The sequence below is a fragment of the Novosphingobium sp. genome (assembly GCF_031417815.1).
Classification (GTDB): domain Bacteria; phylum Pseudomonadota; class Alphaproteobacteria; order Sphingomonadales; family Sphingomonadaceae; genus Novosphingobium.
The window spans coordinates 43,293-64,268 of the sequence record NZ_JANOWI010000017.1 but is presented as its reverse complement, the minus strand read 5'-3'; the positions used below and the strand labels follow the sequence as shown (position 1 = coordinate 64,268).

At 63.5% G+C, this 20,976-nt stretch carries 28 protein-coding genes; 9 read left to right on the top strand and 19 right to left on the bottom strand.

Going from position 1 to position 20,976, the window contains the following annotated elements:
* Positions 1–15 precede the first annotated feature (15 nt).
* Both RMN99_RS04385 and RMN99_RS04380 read right to left on the bottom strand, forming a co-directional pair.
* Positions 16–378 carry a VOC family protein gene (locus tag RMN99_RS04385; RefSeq protein ID WP_309622077.1) on the bottom strand — a complete coding sequence of 121 codons (363 nt, stop codon included), beginning with the start codon at positions 376–378 and terminating at the stop codon, positions 16–18.
* On the bottom strand, positions 378–2,471 hold the full coding sequence (locus RMN99_RS04380) for a bifunctional (p)ppGpp synthetase/guanosine-3',5'-bis(diphosphate) 3'-pyrophosphohydrolase (protein WP_309622076.1): 2,094 nt from the start codon (positions 2,469–2,471) through the stop codon (positions 378–380). The genes RMN99_RS04385 and RMN99_RS04380 overlap by 1 nt, the downstream gene beginning before the upstream one ends.
* 99 nt (positions 2,472–2,570) lie before the next feature.
* On the opposite strand from RMN99_RS04380, the gene RMN99_RS04375 reads away from it, so the two are divergent.
* Positions 2,571–2,846 (top strand): type II toxin-antitoxin system RelE/ParE family toxin, encoded by a 276-nt coding sequence (locus RMN99_RS04375; RefSeq protein WP_309622075.1) that lies wholly within the window; start codon positions 2,571–2,573, stop codon positions 2,844–2,846.
* Positions 2,847–2,864: 18 nt separating this feature from the next.
* Positions 2,865–3,179: a HigA family addiction module antitoxin gene (locus RMN99_RS04370; RefSeq protein ID WP_309622074.1), complete on the top strand. Its 315-nt coding sequence runs from the start codon at positions 2,865–2,867 to the stop codon at positions 3,177–3,179.
* Positions 3,180–3,572: 393 nt separating this feature from the next.
* On the opposite strand, the gene hemF is transcribed toward RMN99_RS04370, so the two are convergent.
* Positions 3,573–4,430 carry an oxygen-dependent coproporphyrinogen oxidase gene (gene hemF / locus RMN99_RS04365; RefSeq protein WP_309622073.1) on the bottom strand — a complete coding sequence of 286 codons (858 nt, stop codon included), beginning with the start codon at positions 4,428–4,430 and terminating at the stop codon, positions 3,573–3,575.
* Positions 4,431–4,515: 85 nt separating this feature from the next.
* On the opposite strand from hemF, the gene pdeM reads away from it, so the two are divergent.
* The 3 genes from pdeM to RMN99_RS04350 all read left to right on the top strand — a co-directional run bounded on the left by pdeM (position 4,516) and on the right by RMN99_RS04350 (position 7,238).
* Entirely contained in the window at positions 4,516–5,187 is a 672-nt protein-coding gene (pdeM, locus tag RMN99_RS04360; protein WP_309622072.1) for a ligase-associated DNA damage response endonuclease PdeM, read from the top strand.
* An 88-nt stretch (positions 5,188–5,275) separates the two neighbouring features.
* Positions 5,276–5,797 carry a translation initiation factor IF-3 gene (gene infC, locus RMN99_RS04355; protein WP_309622071.1) on the top strand — a complete coding sequence of 174 codons (522 nt, stop codon included), beginning with the start codon at positions 5,276–5,278 and terminating at the stop codon, positions 5,795–5,797.
* 34 nt (positions 5,798–5,831) lie between these two features.
* Entirely contained in the window at positions 5,832–7,238 is a 1,407-nt protein-coding gene (locus tag RMN99_RS04350; RefSeq protein WP_309622070.1) for a DASS family sodium-coupled anion symporter, read from the top strand.
* On the opposite strand, the gene RMN99_RS04345 is transcribed toward RMN99_RS04350, so the two are convergent.
* Complete coding sequence (locus RMN99_RS04345) at positions 7,235–8,005, bottom strand: hypothetical protein (RefSeq protein ID WP_309622069.1); 771 nt, start codon at positions 8,003–8,005, stop codon at positions 7,235–7,237. The two genes, RMN99_RS04350 and RMN99_RS04345, sit on opposite strands and share 4 nt — an antisense overlap.
* A gap of 107 nt (positions 8,006–8,112) precedes the next feature.
* Between RMN99_RS04345 and RMN99_RS04340 the strand changes: the two genes are divergently transcribed.
* Complete coding sequence (locus tag RMN99_RS04340) at positions 8,113–9,423, top strand: cystathionine gamma-synthase family protein (RefSeq protein WP_309622068.1); 1,311 nt, start codon at positions 8,113–8,115, stop codon at positions 9,421–9,423.
* A 248-nt stretch (positions 9,424–9,671) separates the two neighbouring features.
* Complete coding sequence (locus tag RMN99_RS04335) at positions 9,672–10,154, top strand: PaaI family thioesterase (protein ID WP_309622067.1); 483 nt, start codon at positions 9,672–9,674, stop codon at positions 10,152–10,154.
* Here the strand turns inward: RMN99_RS04335 and RMN99_RS04330 are convergent.
* From RMN99_RS04330 to hisB, 15 genes are all read right to left on the bottom strand, one after another.
* Positions 10,151–10,465, bottom strand: coding sequence for a YciI family protein (locus tag RMN99_RS04330; RefSeq protein WP_309622066.1), 315 nt, complete (start codon positions 10,463–10,465; stop codon positions 10,151–10,153). The genes RMN99_RS04335 and RMN99_RS04330 overlap by 4 nt on opposite strands.
* Before the next feature lie 7 nt (positions 10,466–10,472).
* Positions 10,473–11,006 carry a J domain-containing protein gene (locus tag RMN99_RS04325; protein WP_309622065.1) on the bottom strand — a complete coding sequence of 178 codons (534 nt, stop codon included), beginning with the start codon at positions 11,004–11,006 and terminating at the stop codon, positions 10,473–10,475.
* A gap of 404 nt (positions 11,007–11,410) precedes the next feature.
* Positions 11,411–11,926: a peptidoglycan-associated lipoprotein Pal gene (pal, locus tag RMN99_RS04320; protein WP_309622064.1), complete on the bottom strand. Its 516-nt coding sequence runs from the start codon at positions 11,924–11,926 to the stop codon at positions 11,411–11,413.
* A gap of 54 nt (positions 11,927–11,980) precedes the next feature.
* Complete coding sequence (tolB, locus tag RMN99_RS04315; RefSeq protein WP_309622063.1) at positions 11,981–13,345, bottom strand: Tol-Pal system beta propeller repeat protein TolB; 1,365 nt, start codon at positions 13,343–13,345, stop codon at positions 11,981–11,983.
* A complete protein-coding gene (locus tag RMN99_RS04310; RefSeq protein ID WP_309622062.1) occupies positions 13,342–14,187 on the bottom strand; it encodes a hypothetical protein in 846 nt (281 codons plus the stop codon). Before RMN99_RS04310 ends, tolB begins: the two co-directional genes overlap by 4 nt.
* 9 nt (positions 14,188–14,196) lie before the next feature.
* Positions 14,197–14,586 carry a biopolymer transporter ExbD gene (locus tag RMN99_RS04305; protein WP_309622061.1) on the bottom strand — a complete coding sequence of 130 codons (390 nt, stop codon included), beginning with the start codon at positions 14,584–14,586 and terminating at the stop codon, positions 14,197–14,199.
* Positions 14,587–14,637: 51 nt separating this feature from the next.
* Positions 14,638–15,363, bottom strand: a complete 726-nt coding sequence (tolQ, locus tag RMN99_RS04300) for a protein TolQ (protein ID WP_309622060.1) — start codon at positions 15,361–15,363, stop codon at positions 14,638–14,640.
* Positions 15,360–15,818: a YbgC/FadM family acyl-CoA thioesterase gene (locus tag RMN99_RS04295; protein WP_309622059.1), complete on the bottom strand. Its 459-nt coding sequence runs from the start codon at positions 15,816–15,818 to the stop codon at positions 15,360–15,362. The genes tolQ and RMN99_RS04295 overlap by 4 nt, the downstream gene beginning before the upstream one ends.
* A 185-nt stretch (positions 15,819–16,003) precedes the next feature.
* Positions 16,004–16,381 carry a histidine triad nucleotide-binding protein gene (locus RMN99_RS04290; RefSeq protein ID WP_309622058.1) on the bottom strand — a complete coding sequence of 126 codons (378 nt, stop codon included), beginning with the start codon at positions 16,379–16,381 and terminating at the stop codon, positions 16,004–16,006.
* Positions 16,381–16,695, bottom strand: a complete 315-nt coding sequence (locus tag RMN99_RS04285; protein ID WP_309622057.1) for a phosphoribosyl-ATP diphosphatase — start codon at positions 16,693–16,695, stop codon at positions 16,381–16,383. The genes RMN99_RS04290 and RMN99_RS04285 overlap by 1 nt, the downstream gene beginning before the upstream one ends.
* Before the next feature lie 37 nt (positions 16,696–16,732).
* Positions 16,733–16,918, bottom strand: a complete 186-nt coding sequence (locus tag RMN99_RS04280) for a hypothetical protein (protein ID WP_309622056.1) — start codon at positions 16,916–16,918, stop codon at positions 16,733–16,735.
* 96 nt (positions 16,919–17,014) lie between these two features.
* On the bottom strand, positions 17,015–17,776 hold the full coding sequence (hisF, locus tag RMN99_RS04275; protein WP_309622055.1) for an imidazole glycerol phosphate synthase subunit HisF: 762 nt from the start codon (positions 17,774–17,776) through the stop codon (positions 17,015–17,017).
* 253 nt (positions 17,777–18,029) lie between these two features.
* Entirely contained in the window at positions 18,030–18,758 is a 729-nt protein-coding gene (gene hisA, locus RMN99_RS04270; RefSeq protein WP_309622054.1) for a 1-(5-phosphoribosyl)-5-[(5-phosphoribosylamino)methylideneamino]imidazole-4-carboxamide isomerase, read from the bottom strand.
* The gene (gene hisH, locus RMN99_RS04265; protein WP_309622053.1) at positions 18,755–19,375 is read right to left on the bottom strand and encodes an imidazole glycerol phosphate synthase subunit HisH; all 621 of its coding nucleotides are present in this window, start codon (positions 19,373–19,375) and stop codon (positions 18,755–18,757) included. The genes hisA and hisH overlap by 4 nt, the downstream gene beginning before the upstream one ends.
* Positions 19,368–19,961, bottom strand: a complete 594-nt coding sequence (gene hisB / locus RMN99_RS04260; protein WP_309622052.1) for an imidazoleglycerol-phosphate dehydratase HisB — start codon at positions 19,959–19,961, stop codon at positions 19,368–19,370. Before hisB ends, hisH begins: the two co-directional genes overlap by 8 nt.
* Before the next feature lie 83 nt (positions 19,962–20,044).
* On the opposite strand from hisB, the gene RMN99_RS04255 reads away from it, so the two are divergent.
* A complete protein-coding gene (locus RMN99_RS04255) occupies positions 20,045–20,533 on the top strand; it encodes a ClpXP protease specificity-enhancing factor SspB (RefSeq protein ID WP_309622051.1) in 489 nt (162 codons plus the stop codon).
* Positions 20,534–20,627: 94 nt separating this feature from the next.
* Positions 20,628–20,948 carry a hypothetical protein gene (locus tag RMN99_RS04250; RefSeq protein WP_309622050.1) on the top strand — a complete coding sequence of 107 codons (321 nt, stop codon included), beginning with the start codon at positions 20,628–20,630 and terminating at the stop codon, positions 20,946–20,948.
* Positions 20,949–20,976 lie beyond the last annotated feature (28 nt).

Here is a 20,976-nt window from a genome sequence, read left to right as displayed (position 1 = left end):
AAATGGAGAGGATCTTCAGGCTTGCATCAGTTCGATCCGGTTGCCGAACGGATCGCTGACATAGCAGCGCGCGCGGCCATCGACTGGATCGTCTGGCGCCACCGCCACCCCAGCTGCTTCAAGCGCCTCAAGCATGCCCGCCAGATCGTCGACCAGCAATGCCGGGTGCGCCTTCTTGGCCGGCCGAAAATCGGCCTCCACCCCCAGGTGCAGCTTCACGCTCTCGCTTTCGAACCAGCACCCGCCGCGCGCGGCCAGCACCGGCGGCTTTGGCACTTCGGCTATGCCTAGCAGGTCTGCGTAGAAGCCCCGCGCCGCATCTTCCCCGCCCGGCGGCATGGCCAGCTGGACATGCTCGATGCCCGTAATCCGCAACATCAGATCCGTTCAGCCTCGGCCACCGCATCGCTAGCCCGCAAAGCGCTGACGATCCGGGTGAGGTGGGCCAGGTCCGAAACCTCAAGGTCGATCTCGTAGGTCGAGAACAGCTCGTCGCGGCCCAGGTTTTCAAGGCTGGCGATATTGGCGCGGTTGCCGGCGAATATCCCCGCCGCTTCGGCCAGCGTGCCGGGCCGGTTATAGAGCACGATCCGCACCCGGCCGAGCGCGCCGGTGGTGCGTTCGCCCCACGACAGGTCCAGCCAATCGGCATCGACCCCGCTGGCCAGATCGAGGCAATCGATGGTGTGGACCACCACGCCCTTGTCGGGCTCGCGGATCCCGACGATGCGGTCACCGGGCACCGGGTGGCAGCACTGGCCAAGGTGGAAAGCCATCCCCGCGGTCAGCCCCTTGATCGAGATCGCGCGGTTCTGCTTGGTCCAGTGTTCGGGTTCGGGCAGATCTTTGGTGCTGCCCGGGACCAGGGCTTCCATGACGACGCGGTCTTCCAGCTTGGCGGTGCCGATCGCCACCATCAGGTCTTCCTCGCTGGCCAGTTCGAGCCGCTTGGCTGCATCCTTGACCGCCTTCTTGCCGATCTTCGAGGGTAGCCGGTCAACGATCTGATCGAACAGCTTGCGCCCGATCATGGCCACTTCGGCGCGTTCCTTGGCGCGCACCGCGCGGCGGATCGCGGCGCGCGCCTTGCCGGTCACGACAAAACCCAGCCACGACAATTGCGGGCTGGCATTGCGGCTCTTGATGATCTCGACCACGTCGCCGTTGTTCAGCACCGTGCGCAGCGGCATGTGCCGCCCGTTGATCTTGGCCCCCACCGCAAAGCTGCCGAGATCGGAATGGACCGCATAGGCAAAATCGACCGGGGTCGATCCCTTGGGCAATTGCAACAGCTGGCCCTTGGGGGTGAAAGCAAAGATGCGGTCCTGATAGATCGCCATCTTGGTGTTTTCGAGCAATTCGTCGGCATCGTGGCTGGCATCGACGATTTCGATCAGATCGCGCAGCCACCCCACCTGGCCATCGGGCCGCACCCCGCCCTGCTTGTAGGCCCAATGCGCCGCCAGGCCATATTCGTTGAGCCGGTGCATCTCCTGATCGCGGATCTGCACTTCCATCCGCATCGAATTTTCATAGATCAGCGCGGTGTGGAGGCTGCGATAGCCGTTCGATTTGGAGGTCGAGATGTAGTCCTTGAAGCGGCCCGGAATCACGTGCCAGGTCGAATGCAGCACGCCCAGCGCGCGGTAGCAATCGGCCATGCTTTCGGTCACCACCCGGAACGCCATGATATCGGTGATCTGTTCGAACGAAACATGACGTTCGGCCATCTTCTTCCAGATCGAAAAAGGATGCTTCTCACGCCCCGAAACCTCGACCTTCAGCCCCGCTTCGGCCAGCGCCTGCTTGATCGCCAGGGCAATCGCATCGACCTGCCCGCCCTCGGATGAGCGGATCGTCGCCAGCCGTCCGGTGATGATCCCGTACGCTTCGGGCTCAAGCTGCTCAAAGGCGAGCAGCTGCATCTCGCGCATGTATTCGTACATCCCCACGCGCTCGGCCAGCGGAGCGTAGATATCCATCGTTTCGCGGGCGATCCGGCGGCGTTTCTCTTCGCTCTTGATGAAGTGCAGCGTGCGCATGTTGTGCAGCCGGTCGGCCAGCTTGACCAGCAGCACGCGGATATCCTCGCTCATCGCCAGGAAGAACTTGCGCAGGTTTTCGGCAGCGCGCTCGCTCTCCCCCATAGCTTCGATCTTGGACAGCTTGGTGACGCCATCGACCAGCCGCGCCACCTCGGGCCCGAACAGCTTCTCGACCTCTTCGATCGTCGCCAGGGTATCCTCCACCGTATCGTGGAGCAGCGCGGTGATGATGGTTTCCTGATCGAGCTTGAGCTCGGTCATCAGCCCCGCAACCTCGACCGGATGGCTGAAATAGGGATCGCCACTGGCGCGTTTCTGGGTGCCGTGTTTCTGCACGGTATAGACATAGGCACGGTTGAGCATCGCCTCATCCGCATCCGGATCATAGGCTAAAACGCGTTCAACAAGTTCGTACTGGCGCAGCATGGCAGGCTATGTGGCGGGATAAGGGGGCAAAGGGCAAGGGGGAAAGGGAACTTGACAATCATTGATTGACATTTGACACGTATCACGTGACACAGGCGGATGATTGCGTCATGGCGGCACAAGGGCCTGCGGGATTTGTTCCTGACCGGCACGAGCGCAAAGGTGCGCAGCGATCAACATAAGAAATGCTTGCGCCTGCTCGATGCACTCAATCAAGCGGATCAGGCGGACGACATGAACCTGCCCGGTCTGCTTTTTCATGGATTGCACGGCAAGCCCAAGCGGTTTGCCGTTGCGGTCAACGGGCCGTGGCGGATCACGTTTGGCTTCACTGCGGGCGACGCCGTAGACGTTGACCTGGAACAATATCATTAGGCGAAGGAAGCCAGCGATATGAACATGCAAATGCCAGTACGGGAAACACGGTGCCCAACCCATCCCGGCGAACTGCTCAAGGAAGATGTGCTGCCCGCACTCCACCTGCCGGTCACCGAAGCGGCGCGCCAGCTCGGCGTGTCGCGCCAGACGCTCTACAAGATTATCGCTGGAACCTCGCCGGTTACCCCGGAAATGGCCGTTCGGCTGGGCAAATGGTGTGGCAATGGTCCGGGCCTGTGGCTCAGGATGCAGCAGGCGTACGACCTGTGGCATGCGGAGCAAGCGCTGGGGAAGGTGCTGGAAGCGATACCATCGCACGCCGTGGGGTAACCTGCCCTCTCGAATTCTCTGCTAGGGGGCCACCGCCATGAGCTTTAGTCAATGTCTTGAAATATCTGCGAATCTTGCGGCGATTGCGACTTCTGCATTGGCAGCTTGGGCGTACTTGAAGTTCCGAAGCGACCGTCGGCATTGCCGTATTGCGCTCAAGAGCTACCTCCTTAACGAACTGAACACGAAGCCCGAGACCTGCCAAAAGTCATTGTTGCACCTAATGGCCCAGCTTTCGATGACAGAAGCTGAGGTGCTTGCGGCAGGATTTGAAGCCAAACGAGAAGGTGTGGTTAGGACTCGCCTACTGAACAACAAAGCCGGATATGCGCAAAAATCCTGTTCAAGCATTGCGGATCGAAACCTCCAAAAGGGCAATAGCCAAGGCCGCCCTCAACTCCACACTGCTTCAGGCGGCAAGCTCATCAGGATCGCATCGATGTTGCCGCCGGTCTTTAGGCCGAACAGCGTTCCCCGGTCGTAGACCAGGTTGAATTCGGCGTAACGGCCGCGCCATTCGAGTTGCTGCTGCTTTTCGGCATCGTTGAATGCCAGCCCCATCCGGCGGCGGACCAGTTTGGGGAACACGTCCAGAAAAGCCTCGCCGACATCGCGGGTGAAGGCGAAATTGGCTTCGAATGCCGCGTCGCTATCGCATTCAAGGTGATCGTAAAATATCCCGCCGACGCCCCGGTGCACGCCGCGGTGGGGGATGAAGAAATAGTCGTCCGCCCAAGCCTTGAACTTCGGATAATAGGCCGCATCGTGGCCATCGCAGGCGGCTTTGAAGGCGGCGTGGAAGTCCCCCGTATCTTCTTCGTAGGGGAGCGGAGGGTTGAGATCACCGCCGCCGCCGAACCAGGCCTTGGTAGTGGTCAGGAAGCGGGTGTTCATATGCACTGCGGGGACGTGCGGATTGGCCATGTGGGCGACCAGGCTGATCCCGGTGGCGGTGAAGCCGGGGCTGTCTTCCGACGCGCCGTTGACGCTGGCGGCGAACTGCGGCGCGAACGTGCCGTGGACGGTCGAGACATTGACCCCGACCTTTTCGAACACCTGCCCCTTCATCAGCCCGCGCGTGCCGCCGCCGGGATTGGGGTTGCCCGCCTCCTCGCGGTGCCAGGTCAGGTAATCGAACCGCGCGGCGCTGCCGGCTTCGGCTTCGATCTTCTCGAACTCGGCGCAAATCCGGTCGCGCAGCGATTCGAACCACTGTTTGGCGCGCAGGGTACAGGGGGTCCAGTCGGTCATCGGTCCTCTTTCCCCCCTCCTCTAACGAAGAGGGGGCTAGTTGCCCGCCCTTGCCAAGCCACGGGCGATCCGGCAAGGAAAAGCCATGGTTCCCTTTTCGTTCGCAGGTGAGGAGATGGCGCTGCTGCCCGGCAATGCGCTCTATTGGCCGCGCGAAAGCGCGCTGCTGGTGGCTGATCTGCACCTTGAAAAGGCCAGCTTCTATGCCCGCTTCGGCCAGCTGCTGCCGCCCTATGACAGCCGCGAGACGCTGGCGCGAGTGGCGGCGGCAATCCGCGTAACCGGTGCGCGGCGGGTGTTTTGCCTGGGCGACAATTTCCACGATGCTGACGGGGCGGCCCGGCTCGAACCGCACGCCGCAGGCATGCTTGACGCGCTGACCTGCGCGACCGACTGGGTCTGGGTGGCGGGCAACCATGACCGTGGGCAAGTGCCGGGCGGCACCGCGCTCGACGAACTTGAAGTGGCCGGGCTGATCCTGCGCCACGAAGCTTTGGCAGGCGAACGGCGGCCCGAACTGTCCGGGCATTACCATCCGCAGTTCAAACTGGTCACCCGCGGCCGCGCGATCCGCCGCCCTTGCACCGTGGCGAGCGAGCGCAAGCTGATCCTTCCGGCGTTCGGCGCGCTGACCGGCGGCATGGACGCTGCCGACCCGGCGATCATCGCCGCAATGCAGCCCGCGCGGGCCATAGATGCCCTGCTGGGCGTGCAAGGTAAACTGGTGCAATATCCGCTGTGGCGGGCTGCCGCGTAAATACTTCCCCCGCACGCCGTTTCGCTCTAAGGACGCGCGCAGTGAAACCACCAATGGAGAGTCTCTTATAGCACCCCCACCCCGGCGCATGTTGGCGCCCCCCGTGAAAAGCGGACCGCGCTTCAACACGATGATCACCAGCGACAAGGTCCGCGTGATCGACGAAGAAGGCGAAAATCTGGGTGTCATGTACACCAAGGAAGCGATCGAGCAGGCGGCCGGAGTTGGCCTCGATCTGGTCGAAGTCTCGCCCAACGCCGATCCGCCGGTGTGCAAGTTCCTCGATGTCGGCAAGTTCCGGTATGAGGCGCAGAAGAAAGCCAACCTGGCGCGCAAAACCCAGAAGACGCAGGAGATCAAGGAGATCAAGATGCGTCCCAACATCGACGATCACGATTACGATGTGAAGATGCGCGCGATCCACAAATTCATCGGCGAGGGCGACAAGGTGAAAGTCACCTTGCGCTTCCGTGGCCGCGAACTGTCGCACCAGCAGCTGGGCATGAACCTGCTCAAGCGGGTCCAGGACGATACCGCCGAAGTCGCCAAGATCGAGGCTTATCCCCGCATGGAAGGCCGTCAGATGCTGATGGTGATTTCGCCGAAGTAGGCACGCAAGCTCCTGCCCGCGGGGAGGGGCGGCCATGTCAGTACAGCGAATCGCCTTCTGGATCGGGCCGCTCGGCTTCCTGTTCACGCTGCTGAGCGCGGCGCCGGCAGGAATGCCCGCGCTGGCCTGGCCTACTGCCGGTCTGGTCTGGTGGATGGCGGCCTGGTGGATGAGCGAGGCGATGCCGCTTTCGGCCACCGCGCTGCTGCCGTTCGTCGTGCTGCCGCTGATCGGCGTCAGCGATGCCGGCAAGACCGCCTCGGCCTATTATTCGCCGACCATGTTCCTGTTCCTTGGCGGTGCCTTCCTGGCGCTGGCGATCGAGCGGACCGGGCTGCACCGGCGGCTCGCGCTGGCGATCCTGGCCCGCGCCGGGAATTCGCCGGCCCGGCTGCTGCTGGCAGTGATGATGGCCACCGCGCTGATCAGCATGTTCATTTCCAACACTTCGACCGCGCTGATCATGATGCCGATGGCATTGGCCATGCTGGCCTCGGGCAATATCGCCAAAGGTGACACCAAAGGCATGGCCGGAGCCTTGCCGATGGGCATTGCCTTTGCCGCGACGCTGGGCGGCTATGGCACGATCGTCGGCACGCCGACCAATGCCATTGCCGTGGCGCTGCTAAACAAGAGCCTTGGGGTCGAGATTTCGTTCCTCCAATGGTCGATGTACGGGATCCCGGTGGTGGTGCTGTCGGTGCCCTTGGCGGCGCTGATCATCGCCCGGGTGCAAGGCATCCAGCACAGCAATTTCGATCCCGCCGCAGCCCATGCGGCGATCCACCTGCCACCGGCCTGGACCACGCCCGAAAAGCGGCTGGCCCCGGTGTTCGTGCTGACCGTGCTGGCGTGGGTTTCCATGCCGCTCTTGAAGCCGCTGTTCCCGGCGGGCGGACTTGATGATGGCACCATCGCCGCGATCGCCGGGTTGACGCTGTTTTTCCTGCCCGATGGGACCGGCCGCCCGCTGCTCAACTGGGACGAGGCCAATCGCGCGCCGTGGGCGGTGATCCTGATGTTCGGCGGCGGCTTGTCGCTGGCCATGGGAATGACCGAAAGCGGCCTTGCCGGCTGGCTTGGCCAGATGCTGCTGCCGCTGCGCGCGGTGCCGCTGCCGATTGTCGCGCTGGTCCTGGTCGCCTTTGTGGTGGTGGTCACCGAATTTGCCAGCAACATTGCCGCCGCCAGCGGAATCATGCCGGTGGTCGGCGCGCTGGTGATCGCGCTGGGGGCCGATCCGATCCTGCTGGCGCTGCCCGCTGCACTGGCCGCCAGCTGGGGCTTCATGCTGCCCGCCGGAACCGGGCCCAATGCGCTGGCCTGGTCAACCGGGCATATCGCCATGCCGCGCGTGTTGAAGGCCGGGCTGCTGCTCGATCTTGCGGGGGTGCCGCTGATGGTCGGGGTGGTCTGGACGGTCGCGGCGCTTGTGGGTTAATACTCGCCGCCAAGCCGGCTGGTCTCCGACCGGTTGCCGTTGACCCCATCACAGGTGGTTTCCTGAATGTTGCAGACCCCGGTGACCCAGGCGCGCAGCACCAGCGGGCGCTTTGAGACAACAGCCTCCTGGCGGTACTTCGGTTGTGGCCGCGTAGGCAAATCCTTGTCCGGCCCGGTGCGCCAATCGGCCAGCACCCAGCGCCCCTCGCAGGCGACAACGCGGAGCATCGGGGTTGCGTCGAAATGGCCATCGGAGGTCAGATCGACCAACACCGGCGATTTATGGGACGGCATGGCGAAACCCAGGCTGCTTTGTAGGGTGACATGGATGCCGCCGCCCGCGATCCAGCCGTGCCCCGAATACATCGGCGGCGGGGCCTTGCCGTAGAGTTGAGGATCATAACCTGCGTCGGCGATTTCCAGCCAGCCGTCCTTGCTGCCAAGGATCTGGAAGGTCGCCGCCAAGCCATAATCGGACTCCTTTTCGGGTGGCAATATCCGGCCCAGTTCGCGTCCGTTCTGCAATGGGGCATCGCGCACGATCCGGCCCGCCGGATCGGGATCGGTGAGATAGCCCCAGATGTCTTTGCAGCCCGTATGTCCCCCCGAAACCGGCGGTATCGCCGCCAACGCCAGGTCGATCCCCGGCAAGGGTTTTTCGGGCGGTCCCGGCGCTTGTGCTGCTGCATCACTGGCTGGATTGGCCGGATTGGCGCTGACCGCTTCGCTAGGTCGGTCGCCGCACGCAGCAAGGCAAAGGACCACCAGGGCGATTGGGAACCGAATAGCAATCATGACTGGCAAGTTGGCCCCCAGTCCATCGCCCGTCAACCGTCTAGCCAAGCCCGTTCAAACCGGTTACAGGTGTAACCATGTCTGACAATTCCGAATCCGGGCCGACCCCGGCCCGCAAGCCCAAGGCTGCCGTTACCATGATCGGCAACCGGCCGCTTTCGCCCGCCACGATGATGATGGGCCATGGCTATGATCCGGTGCTGTCCGAAGGCAGCCTCAAGGCCCCGATTTTCCTGACCAGCACGTTTGCTTTTCCCAGCGCGGCGGAAGGCAAGCGGTTCTTCGAAGGGATCACCGGCAAGGTGCCCGGCGGCACCGAGGGGCTGGTCTATTCGCGCTTCAACGGGCCCAACCAGCAGATCCTCGAAGGGCGGTTGGCGCTGTGGGACGGGGCGGAAGAGGCGCTGTGCTTCTCGAGCGGGATGACCGCGATCTGCGTATTGTTCATGGCCTTCGCCTCGGCCGGCGATGTGATCGTTCATTCCGGCCCGCTCTATGCCGCCAGCGAAGGCTTCATCGCCAAGACGCTGAGCCGGTTCGGGGTGACCTATGTCGATTTCCCCGCCGGGGCGACGCGTGATGAGCTTGATGTGGTGATGGCCAAGGCCAAGACGCAGGCGGCCAGCCAGGGCGGCAAGGTGGCGATGGTCTATCTCGAAAGCCCGGCCAACCCGACCAATGCACTGGTCGATGTCGAAGCGGTGCGCGATGCCCGTGATGCGGCGTTTGGGCCCAATTGCCCGATCGCGATCGACAATACGTTCCTCGGGCCGCTGTGGTGCCGCCCGATCGATCAGGGCGCCGACATTGTGGTCTATTCGCTGACCAAATATATCGGCGGACATTCGGACCTTGTCGCCGGTTCGATTGCCGGGGCGAGCAAGTGGATGACCCCGGTGCGGATGCTGCGCAACACCATGGGCGGGATCGCCGATCCCAATACCGCGTGGATGCTGATGCGCAGCCTTGAAACGGTCGAACTTCGGATGACCCGCGCGGGTGAGAACGCCGCCAAGGTCTGCAAGTGGCTGGCCGCGCATCCCAAGGTCGAGAAGCTTGGCTATCTGGGCATGATCGATGATCCGCGCCAGCAGGATATCTTCGATCGCCACTGCACCGGTGCAGGCAGCACCTTCTCGCTCTATGTCAAAGGTGGCGAGGCCGAGGCGTTCCGCTTGCTCGATAACCTCAAGATCGCCAAACTGGCGGTCAGCCTGGGCGGTACCGAAACCCTCGCCAGCCTGCCCGCGGCGATGACTCACCTGTCGGTGCCCGATGCGCGCAAGGCGCAGCTTGGCATCACCGACAACCTAGTGCGGGTTTCGATCGGGATCGAGGACGCTGACGATCTGATTGCAGATTTCGAACAGGCGCTGGCAGCGGTCTGATCGCGGGATTGTCGCGATTGGGGCACGCGTTGGGGGATTCGCGCAAAGGCGCAAAGGCACGAAGAGCTTGTTCAAACGGCGAAGCCGCTCGCCAATTTGGACCGCCCGCAATCCACTGAACGGCGTTTGGCAAACTGCCCGTGGCAGAAAGTGCGGCCTCTTCGCGCCTTTGCGCCTTTGCGTGAACCAATTCTCTTCTTCTTTGAGCGACTCTTGCCCCACCCGCTCCATTCTGCTTTGCCACGCCCATGACCCACGAACCGCATGACAAGCTGGCCTCTGACGCCGACACTCCCGGCAATTCACGCCTCGTCACCCTGACCGAAGGTCCATGGGCCGGATGGCAGCACTGGGAACCGGTCGACGATTTCGAGGAGCATTCCGGGCCGTTCTATTGCAAGCTGGACGGCGGCGACACGCTGTGCGGGTTCATTCCCGATGCCAAGAACCGCAATGGCGGCGGCAATGTCCACGGCGGGGCCTTGATGACCTTTGCCGACTATGTGTTGTTCATGACCGCGCTGGGTGCCGATACTGATCTGCACGGAGTGACGCTGACCATGAACAGCGAATTCATTGGTGCAGCCGAAACCGGGCGGTTGCTGACCGGGCGCGGCGAGATTGTCCGGCAGGGCTTCTCGATCGTGTTTGTGCGCGGCATCGTCGATGACGACGGCCGTCCGGTGCTGACCTTTTCGGCGACGATCAAGAAGCTGAAGAAGCGGGGTTAGCCCTGCATCTGCCCCGGCATCGATGACAGCGCGTTGAACACCCCGAAAATCGGGTCCCATTCTTCGACCACCATATCCGCGATCAGGCCGTGCACGGCAAACGGATCACGCGCGATGATGGCGTCGAGCGCGGCCCGGTCCGGCGCTTCGATCAGCAGCAGTGCGGCCTTGTCGCGGCCGCCCGGCAACGGGCCCGACGCCTTGAGCACGCCTTGCTTGAGCAGGTCCTGAAGGAATGCGATGTGCGGCATCAATTGCTGCTGCCAGCCTTCCGCGTCAGGGTGATGGAAGCGAACCACGAATAACGGCATATTGGGCCTAACCCTTCCACTCGCGCCGTTCTTCGGCGGCGCGCAGCACTTCGTAGGCCAGTTGCAGCGCCTGGAAGGCCTTGGCGGCATCCGCGTCGCCCGGACGCAGATCGGGGTGGACCAGCTTGGCCTTGGCCCGGTAACTCTTTTTGATCGCGTCGAAATCGGCGTCGGGGGTCAAATCCAGCAAATCGAGCGCGCGTAATTCGTCGCGGTTGCGGCTGCCATCGCCCGATCCCGCCCAGCCATAGTGCGCGGCTTCGTGGTAGCCCGAATTGTCGCGGGTTTCCTCAGCCTCGCGCGCGGCCTTTTCTTCGGCATTGAGCCCTTCGAAATAGTCCCAGCGGGAATTGTATTCAGCCGCGTGGGTCTGGCAGAACATCCAGCGATCGGGGTTGTTGGGGCTTTTGGGCGCTGGGCAGATGCCGGCATCGGTGCAGCCATTGCGGTCGCACAGCCGGACCTGCACAGCATCGCGGCTGCCACCATAGCCGCCCCAGCGGGGAAAGCCCCAGTTATCGGTTCTGCGTGCGCGGGTCATCGTTTCCAGCGTTAGTCGCTTGGCCGTCTGTGGCGCAAGCCAAACCCGCACTTTAGGGTAGTTTTAAGTTTTCTTTTGCAATGCTGCGTTGCAATAGAGGCTGCGCATGCCTATTTCGTTATCAAGATTGAATCAGAAAGTGACGATCATGAGCAAGCAACTCAAGCTATCCGCCGCGCTGTCCTTCGTGCTGATGACCGGCTTTGCGGCCATGTCCCAGCTGGCCCCGCTGCTGAGCGCGCAGCAGCTGATCGACGGGTAAAATCCTCCCCGGCATGGGGAGGTAGCAGCCGCAGGCTGACAGAGAGGACTATCGTCCGGGCGCGACACCCGAAGGGTGCGCCTGGCCGATCGCTCCCTCCACCACTTTGTGACCCCCTCCCTGCTAGCGGGGAGAAATCCCATCAATCAACCGTAACCGTCACCGCGCGGCGGTTCCTGGCCCAGCTTTCCTCGTCCGAACCCACCGCGATCGGGCGTTCCTTGCCATAGCTGACCGTGGTGATCCGCATCGGATCGACCCCCAGGCTAACCAGATAGTTCTTCGCCGCATTGGCGCGCCGTTCGCCCAGCGCGAGGTTGTATTCGCGGGTGCCGCGTTCGTCGCAGTGGCCTTCGATGGTGATTCGCTTGGCCGGATAGCGCTGCAGCCATGCTGCCTGTCCGGCCAGTGCCTGCTGATCGGCGCTGTCGATATTGAAGCGATCGGTATCGAAATAGATCGTGTCCTGACCCATCATCTGCTGGACGAAATCGGCCTGACTGCCCGGGACAGTCGCGCCGGTAGAGGTGCCGCCGGTACCGTCATCGGTGGTGACCGAGCCTTGGGGGCCGACCGGCAGGTCTTTGGGCGCCTTTTTGGCGCAGGCCGAAACCGCGAGCGCGGCGGCGAGGATCGCAATGGTTGCCGTCTTGGTCATGGTTATCTCCTTGTCGTGTCAAAGCTTCATGGATTGCCGGGCGGAGTCAACCGTTCAGGGCCGGATCGGGCCCCAGGCCGGGTCGCTGCCATCAACCGGCGTGTCGAGCTTGCGTTCATTCTTGCCAGTCAGATCGACCTGCCAGATGCCGGTCTTGCCGCTGCCCCGCGCGGTGCGGAAAAACTGGATCACGCGGCCATTTGGGGCCCAGGTCGGCGCTTCGTCCTGCCAGCTGTCGGTCAGGTAACGCAGATTGCCACCCGCCGGATCCATCACCGCGATGCGGAAATTGCCGGCAATATGGGTAAAGGCGATCTGATCGCCGCGCGGGCTCCATTCGGGCGTGGCACTGCGCCCGCCAAAGAAGCTGATCCGCTTCTGCGCGGTGCCATCGGCATTCATCAGATAGACCTGCTGGCTGCCGCTACGATCGCTTTCGAACACGATCTGGCTGCCGTCGGGCGAAAAGCTGCCGCCGATATCGATCCCCGGGGTGTCGGTCAGCTTGACCGGCGCGCCGCCCGCAGACGGCATCTTGTAGATATCGGTATTGCCGCCGATCGCCATCGAATAGAGGATCCAGCGGCCATCGGGCGACCAGCGCGGTGCGAACAGCGGGTTCTTCGCTTGCAGCAGCAGCCGCTGGCTGGAGGTGGCCAGATCATAGATATAGATCCGCGGCTGCCCGTTGAAATAGCTCAGGTAGAGGATCTGCTTGTAATCGGGCGAGAACCTGGGGGTCAGCGCGGTCGATTGCCCGGTGGTGAGATAGCGGTGATTGGCACCGTCCGAATCCATGATCGCCAGCTGCTTCATGCGGCGGTTCTTGGGGCCGGTTTCGGCGATATAGGCGATCCGGCTGTCGAAGAACGGGTTTTCGCCCGAAAGCCGCGAATAGACCATATCGGCACATTTGTGCGCAGCGCGGCGCCAGTCTGACGGTGGCAACGTCCACCCGGCCGCAGCGACCCGCTGGCCCAATGCGACATCGTAGAGATAGCACCCGACCGTGATGTTGCCGCCCGGTTCAGCGCGGACATAGCCCTGCAGCAGCATATCGGCGCTGCGCGATTGCCAGCTGCCGTAATCGGGGGCCTGCACCTGGCTGAGCGCGGGGCGCGGCAGGCTGCCCGGGCCAACCGGCTTGAACAGCCCGTTGTTCTTGAGATCGCCGAAAATCACGTTCGACACCGCCAGACCCAAGGCCGAGGTTGAACCGGCGCTGGTTTGCGTGGGCACATCGGCATTGGTCGCGAAAGCGGGGACAGCAATTATCTGATTTTGCCAGTCAGCATCATCGGAAACCGAACCCGTTAGACCAGTTTCCTCGGGTTGGGGAACACCGGTGGTCCCTGCCTGCTGAGATAGCGCAGGTTGAGCCGCAAAAAGAGCGACCAGCGCGATCAGTAAACGGCTCATTGACCCAAACTCCTGTCAAAACGGAACGAGGCTATATGCTTCCATGCAGAATAATATTGCGGCGGCAGATCAAACTTTCCGACAAGCTTCACAGCTTTTATAGCTTCTTCAGCATGCCTTGCCGCTTGTGCTCGGTTTGCAGGCGTTATGCCTTCTTGCCTCACCACACGAGGCGATCCCGCCATGGTGCCATCGGGATTCAGATCCCAAGTCAGAAAGGTGACAAGCTTGTCTGCATCAAGGCCTTGAGGTGCACGTCCGCGCCACCGCGGCTTTAGCTGGCGAGTGATTGAAGAAGCTAAGGCGCTCCTGACTTCGCTCGTTACTGCTGCACCTTGTGCCTGCGCAGGCGGGGTCTTGCCCTTGCCAGCGGGATTACCCTGCGGAATGCCATCGCCAAAGGCATCGGCGAAACGGCTGTTGCCCGGCTTGGTTCCGGGGCGCGGCGGGCTCTGATTGCGCGGCGGCTGGATCGGCGGGCGCTGCGCCGGCTTGGTCTGCGGCTGCACCTTGGGCTGGACCAGTGGTCGCGCGGCCGGCGCGGGGACAGGTCGCGGCTGGGCCTGGGCTACTTCAACCGGTTCAGGCAGCGGCGGCGGGGCCATATCACCGACCACTGGGCCGCTATCCTGCACCGGATCGGCCTGCGGATCGGGCGAAGTCGAAACCAGCCCGGTCTCGTCGCTGATCGTCACGCTCATCCGCTCGGGCGGCGGGGGCGGCAGATCAGCCGGTTTCAGCCAGACTAGCGCCGCCACCAGCGCGACGTGCCCCAGCACAGCCACGCCCAGCGCGGCGGCTTCATTCTGGCTCAGCGGCATGCGGGGCGCGGTTTCGGCCATGGTTAACCGCTAGGGGGCCGCAACTGAACTGTTGGTGACCAGCGAGATCGCGTTGAACCCGGCGCGGTTAAGCTCGCCCATCACCGCCATCACGGTGCCGTATTCCAGCCCCTTGTCGGCCCGCAGCGTGACCAGCGGCGGCTTGCCATTGCTCCCTTGCGGCAGGGCCGCCAGCCGCGCAGCCAAAGTGCCCGGTTCGACCAGCGTTGAATCGATAAACACCGCGCCGTCGGGCGTGATCGACAGCGTTACCTGCTCGGGCGTCTGATCGAGCGGCTTGGCGTTGCTATCGGGCAGATCGACCGGAACCCCGGCGCTCATCAGCGGCGCGGTGACCATGAAGATGATCAGCAGCACCAGCATCACATCGACCAGCGGGGTGACGTTGATCTCCGCCATCGGCGCGCGGCCGCGGCGCGACCGGCGGCGCAAAGGCCCACCCATCGCCATTTACATCCCCTCCAGTTCGCGGCTGAGGCTGGCGTGGAGCTTGTCGGCAAAGCGCTGCAGCCGCGCTTCGAGTTGATCGACCCGGTGCGAAAAGCGGTTGTAGGCGATCACCGCCGGGATTGCCGCAAACAGCCCGATCGCGGTGGCGAACAGCGCTTCGGAAATCCCCGGCGCGACCACCGCGAGCGAGGAGTTCTGCTGCTGGCCGATCTGGAAGAACGAATTCATGATCCCCCAGACGGTGCCGAACAGCCCGACAAACGGGGCGACCGCACCGACCGTGGCGAGGAAATTGAGCCGTTCGGAGAGCTTTTCAGCTTCCAGCGCGGTGGCGCTGTCCATCGCGGCCGCCAGACGCTGGCGCGCGCCCTCCTTGTCGAACCCCTTGGTGCCGACCGAGCGGCGCCATTCGGCCAGGCCCGCTGACGCAACTTTGGCCGAAGGCACATCGCCCTTGCCGCGTTCGGTCTGGAATGCGTCGATATTTTCCGCCTTCCAGAAATCGCGTTCGTAGGCGTCGCAGCGCTTGGCCATCGCGGAGTGACGCAGGCTGAATGAAACGATGATCGTCCAGACCCACACCGAAGCGAGGATCAGCCCGGCCATGACCAGCTGGACGACGATGTCGGCATCCATGAACAGCTTGAGCGGATTGAGGTGCCTGGGCGCATCGGCGGCGGCGGGTGCGGCCTCAGCAACGGCGGCAAGAATGGCAAGAACGGTCATGCGTTTCCTTCAAGGGCAATTTTGGCGAAGGCCGCGCGCCAGCCATCGGGCATGCGGCGCGGGCGGCCATCGGGGGCGACGAAACCGACGCGGAATGTGGCATCGGACAGCAGGCGGCCGTCCTCGTGATAAGCCTTTTGCTGCATCCGGCACGATGCGGCGCGCAGATCGGTGACGATGGTTTCGATCAGCACGCCGTCATCCAGCCGCGCCGGTGCGCGATAGCGGATCGACAGATCGGCGACGGCAAATGCGCCCGCGCCGCTTTCGTTCGCCGCGCGCTGATCGATCCCCAGCAGCCGCACGAAATCCGAGCGCGCGCGTTCGAACCAGCGCAGGTAATTGGCGTGATAGACCACCCCCGACAGGTCGGTATCCTCAAAATAGGCGCGCACCGCAAAGCGGTGGACCTGGCCATCGATCAGGCCTTGAGGGAGCGGGGGGAACGACGTCATTGTGCCAGACCCTTAGCAACTGCGCGAGTCGCAGGGCAAGGGCGCTGCTTCGGGTGAGCGCATCTTTCATTCGGTTGGTCATGTTTGTAGGCCAACACGCTAATTCAGGGACACAATACGAATTAGCCACAGGCCGCCCAATCTGCCCGGCGATTGTCGATGCTAATTCGTATTGTGTCCCTGATTTAGCGCGCCAGCATTGGTCCCAGTGGGCGCCCGCCGAACAGGTGGACGTGGAGGTGCGGCACTTCCTGATGGCCGTTCAGGCCGACATTGGTGAGCAGCCGGTAGCCGGGCCCGGTCAACCCGGCTTCGCGCGCAACGTGGCCGACCGCGCGCACGAATCCGGCGATTTCCTCTGCCCCGGCGCGGGCCGAAAAGTCGTCCCAGCTGACATAGCCGCCCTTGGGGATCACCAGCACATGGAGCGGGGCCTGCGGGTTGATATCGTGGAAGGCCAGCGCCCATTCATCTTCATAGACGGTCTTGTTCGGGATCTCGCCACGCAGGATCTTGGCGAAAATGTTCTGATCATCATAGGGCAGGGTGGCATCGATCGGCATCACTGATCCCTTGCGGCTTTTTCGGCGATCCCGCTGGTGCCATCGCGGCGTTCAAGCTCGGCCAGGACCACCTCGAAGCGCACATCCTTGGCATCGAGCAGGACCAGCAGATGAAACAGCAGGTCCGCCGCCTCGCCGACCAGTTCCTCGCGGCTGCCGACCAGCGCGGCGACCACCGTTTCAACCGCTTCCTCGCCCAGCTTGCGGGCGATCACCGGCACGCCGCGCGCGTTCAATTTCGCGACCCAGCTGGTTTCGGGATCGGCGGCGCGACGTTCTGCGATGGTTGCGGCAAGGCGCGACAGCGTGTCCATCGCCCGGCAATGCGGCGGCGCAGGCCGGAAATCAACCCTACTCTTCGGGCGGACGCCGTCCATTGCGGCGGCCGATCAGCAGACCGGCGACAGCCAGGGCGATCAGTGAGAGGTCGGTGGGTTCGGGGATCGATATGCCCGCGCCAGCCGCAGCCGGTGCCGCTGCGCCCAGGCACAGCGCGCAGCTGCTGATTGCGATCAGGCGAAGTTGGCCCCCGGTCATGCCGGGCGATTGCGCCGCAAATTGCTGATCCGCAAGCCGATTAACCCTGTACGTCCCAAGTCGGGACTGGCGGCCAGCTTGGCGTTAAACTACAACTTATCCGCGCGCGGGCAGCCCGGCAGCGCGCAACGCGGCATGCGCCTCGGCAATGGTGTGGGTGCCGAAATGGAAAATCGAGGCGGCCAGCACCGCGCTGGCGTGGCCCTTGGTCACCCCTTCGACCAGATGCGCGAGCGTACCGACCCCGCCCGATGCCACCACCGGCACCGAAACGGCATCGGCGATTGCCCGGGTCAGCTCGAGGTCATAGCCTTGCTGCGTGCCATCGCCGTCCATCGAAGTGACCAGCAGCTCGCCCGCGCCGAACTGCGCCAGCTGGATGGCGTGCTCCACAGCATCAATCCCGGTGGCTTGCCGCCCGCCATGGGTGAAAATTTCCCAGCCGCCGCTTGCCGCCTTGCGCGCATCGACCGAGGCGACCACGCACTGGCTGCCCATTTTCTGGGCGATATCGGCCACCACTTCGGGCCGCGAAACCGCAGCAGAGTTGACCGCCACTTTGTCTGCGCCGGCCAGCAGCAGCGCGCGGGCATCCTCCACCGAGCGGACCCCGCCGCCCACCGTCAGCGGCATGAAGCACACTTCGGCGGTGCGCCGCACCACATCGAGCAACGTCCCGCGCCCTTCGTGGCTGGCGCTGATATCGAGGAAGCACAGCTCGTCCGCCCCAGCCGCATCATAGGCCCGCGCCTGTTCGACCGGATCGCCCGCGTCCTTCAGGTCGACGAAGTTCACGCCCTTGACCACGCGGCCATCGCGGACATCGAGACAGGGGATGACGCGGATGCGGACGGTCATGATGTTGGCGCTTCGATATAGACGGTACAAATGCCCCTATTGTCGCAATTGGCGGGATGCTGAAATGCGACAATGGCCACAAAAGTCAGCAATAACGCCAATGCGATTTCAACCGCGACCACCGTCCAAAACGGTATCGGCCGATCCTTACGGCGAAGCGTTATGAATACGAGTCCCACCTGTTGTCTGCGCAGGTCAGTTGATGCCAACCATCCAAACAGGCCCGCCAGTGCCGCTAAGCTTAAAACTGCAATCACGCCCGGTTCGCCATCGCAATCGCCGCCGCCAGATCTAGCCGTCCTTCGAACAGCGCCCGCCCGGTGATCACCCCTTCGATTCCTTCGTGCGCGTGAATGGAAAGGATGTGGATATCATCGAGCCCTTTGACCCCTCCGCTCGCGATCACCGGCAAGTCGACTCGCCGCGCCAAATCGAGCGTGGCGTCGATGTTGCAGCCCTTGAGCATCCCGTCGCGGCCGATATCGGTGAACAGCAGGCTCGCCACCCCGGCATCCTCGAAGCGGCGGGCCATGTCGACAACTGGCACGTCGGAAAGTTCGGCCCAGCCTTCGGTGGCGACCATGCCATCACGCGCATCGACCGCGACCACGATCCCGCCGGGGAATTCCGCCGCCATGTCCTTGACGAACTGCGGGTCTTTGAGCGCGGCGGTGCCCATCACCACGCGGGACACGCCAAGATCGAACCACCCCTCGACCGCCTCGCGCGTGCGGATCCCGCCGCCCAATTGCACGTGGCCATCAAACGCCTCGAGAATCGCTTCAACCGCGCCGCGATTCTCGGCCTTGCCCGCGAACGAGCCATCGAGATCGACCACGTGCAGGAATTGCGATCCCGCCTCGGCAAACAGCACCGCCTGCGCCGCCGGATTATCGCCATAGACCGTGGCGCGGTCCATATCGCCTTCGGCCAGGCGCACCACCTGTCCGCCTTTGAGGTCGATTGCGGGAAAGACGATCATGGTTTCCACTCGAGAAACCGGGCGAGCAGCGCCAGCCCGTAGGCCTGGCTTTTTTCAGGGTGAAACTGGACGCCCACCACGTTGCCGTGCGTCACCGCCGCGACCAGCCCGCCGCCGTGATCGGTCATCGCCGCCACGTGCCGGCCATCGTCCGGCGCGAAATGATAGGAATGGAGGAAATAGGCCTCGCCCGGCTCTACCATCGCGGCGTGGGCGGTTGTCTCAACGTCGTTCCAGCCCATGTGCGGCACCTTGATGCGCGCGTCGGTGCGCTCGATCTTGCGCACTTCGCCGGCGATCCAGCCGAGCCCGGCGGTCTCGCCATGCTCCAGCCCGCGCGTCGCCAGCAACTGCATGCCAACGCAGATACCAAGGAACGGCGCCCCGCCGACATGAACCCGCTCGGCCATCGCCTCGATCATGCCCGGCAACGCACCAAGCCCCGCCGCACAGGCCGCAAAACTGCCGACCCCGGGCAGGACGATCCGGTCAGCCGCGCGCACCACATCGGGATTGTCGGTGAGGGTTACCGTATCGCACCCCGCAACCCGCAGCGCATTGGCGACCGAATGAAGATTGCCCGCGCCGTAATCGACGAGAGCCAGGACTTCAGCCACCGAGCTGGCCTTTCGTTGACGGAACGGCCCCCTGCTTGCGCGGATCGAGCTCTACCGCGGCGCGCATCGCGCGGGCAAAGCCCTTGTAGATACCTTCGCAGATGTGGTGGTTGTTGCTGCCATAGATGAGTTCGATGTGCAGCGTGATCCCGACCGCCTGGGCAACCGAATGGAACCAGTGTTCGAACAGCTCGGTGTCCATTTCACCCAGCCGTTCCTGCGTGAATTTCGCGTTCCAGGTCAGGTGCGGGCGGCCCGAGATATCGAGCACGACGCGGGCCAGCGCCTCGTCCATCGCTGAGTGTGCCTCGCCATAGCGGCCGATCCCGCCCTTGTCGCCCAGCGCGGCCAGGATTGCCTGACCGATCGCGATCGCGCTGTCTTCGGTGGTGTGGTGCTGGTCGACGTGGAGGTCGCCCTTGATGTGGCAAGTGATGTCGATCAGCGAATGGCGGCTGAACTGCTCGATCATGTGATCGAGGAAGCCGATCCCGGTGGACACGTCATAGGCCCCGGTCCCGTCGAGGTTCACTGCGACGGCGATATCGGTTTCATGCGTCTTGCGGGCGATCTGGGCGGTGCGCATGCGCTGGCCTATAAGCTCGATTCGGCCCGATACAATCCCTTTCCCCCTTGACCCTCGCCGCCGCGATGGCCACTTGTCTTTGCATGAGTGACGTTCCTGTCGATAGCCTGATCCCTTATGATGAAATCGTGCAGGAGGCACTGCGCGCGGTTGTCGGCCGGGTGCTGGGCCAGATCGAGCAGGGCGGCGGCGAATTGCCCGGCGCGCATCACTTTTACATCACCTTCAAAACCGGCGCGCCCGGCGTCGACATCCCGCTCCACTTGCGCGAGCGCTTTCCCGACGAAATGACGATCGTCCTCCAGAACAAATTCTGGGACCTCAACGTCGGCGAGGAACAATTCAGCGTCGGCCTGTCGTTCAACCAGATGCCGTCCAAACTGGTGGTACCCTATTCGGCGATTACCGCGTTCGTCGATCCCGCGGTCGATTTCGGGCTGCAGTTCCAGGCCGTCCTCGATGACGATGCGCAGCCCCACGAACAGGCCGAAAACGACGCCCCGGACAGCGCCGCCGCCATCAGCGATGATGGCTCGAACGTGGTGACGGTGGATTTCGGCAAGCGCAAGTAAGGTGGCCAAGGGCGTCATCCGCACAGGCGGTAAAGCCGCGAGGGACGCCCTGGAAGAGGTTGCCGACAAGGCACCGGCACCCAGCCCCAACCCGATGACCAACCTGATCATCGCTGATCTGGCCTTGCGCGGCGGCGGGCAATTGCTGCGCCGCGCGGTGGAACGCACGTTGCTGGGCGTGACCTATTCAAGGGCCGATGCGAAGAACCTGGTCAAGGGGCGGACCATGGCGCAGTCGCTGATCGGCACCGCGATCGCGCGGATTGCGACCCGTTCAGTGCCCGGGGCGATCGTGGTCGGCGGGGGGCTTTTGGCCAAGACGCTGTATGATCGCCGCCGCGGCAAAGGTGCGGCACGCGCCGATGGGGCCAAGGCGTTAGCGAAACAGGCGGAAAAGGGCCGCGAGGACGGTTGATTTTCACCCTCCAAATGCGCCATCAGCG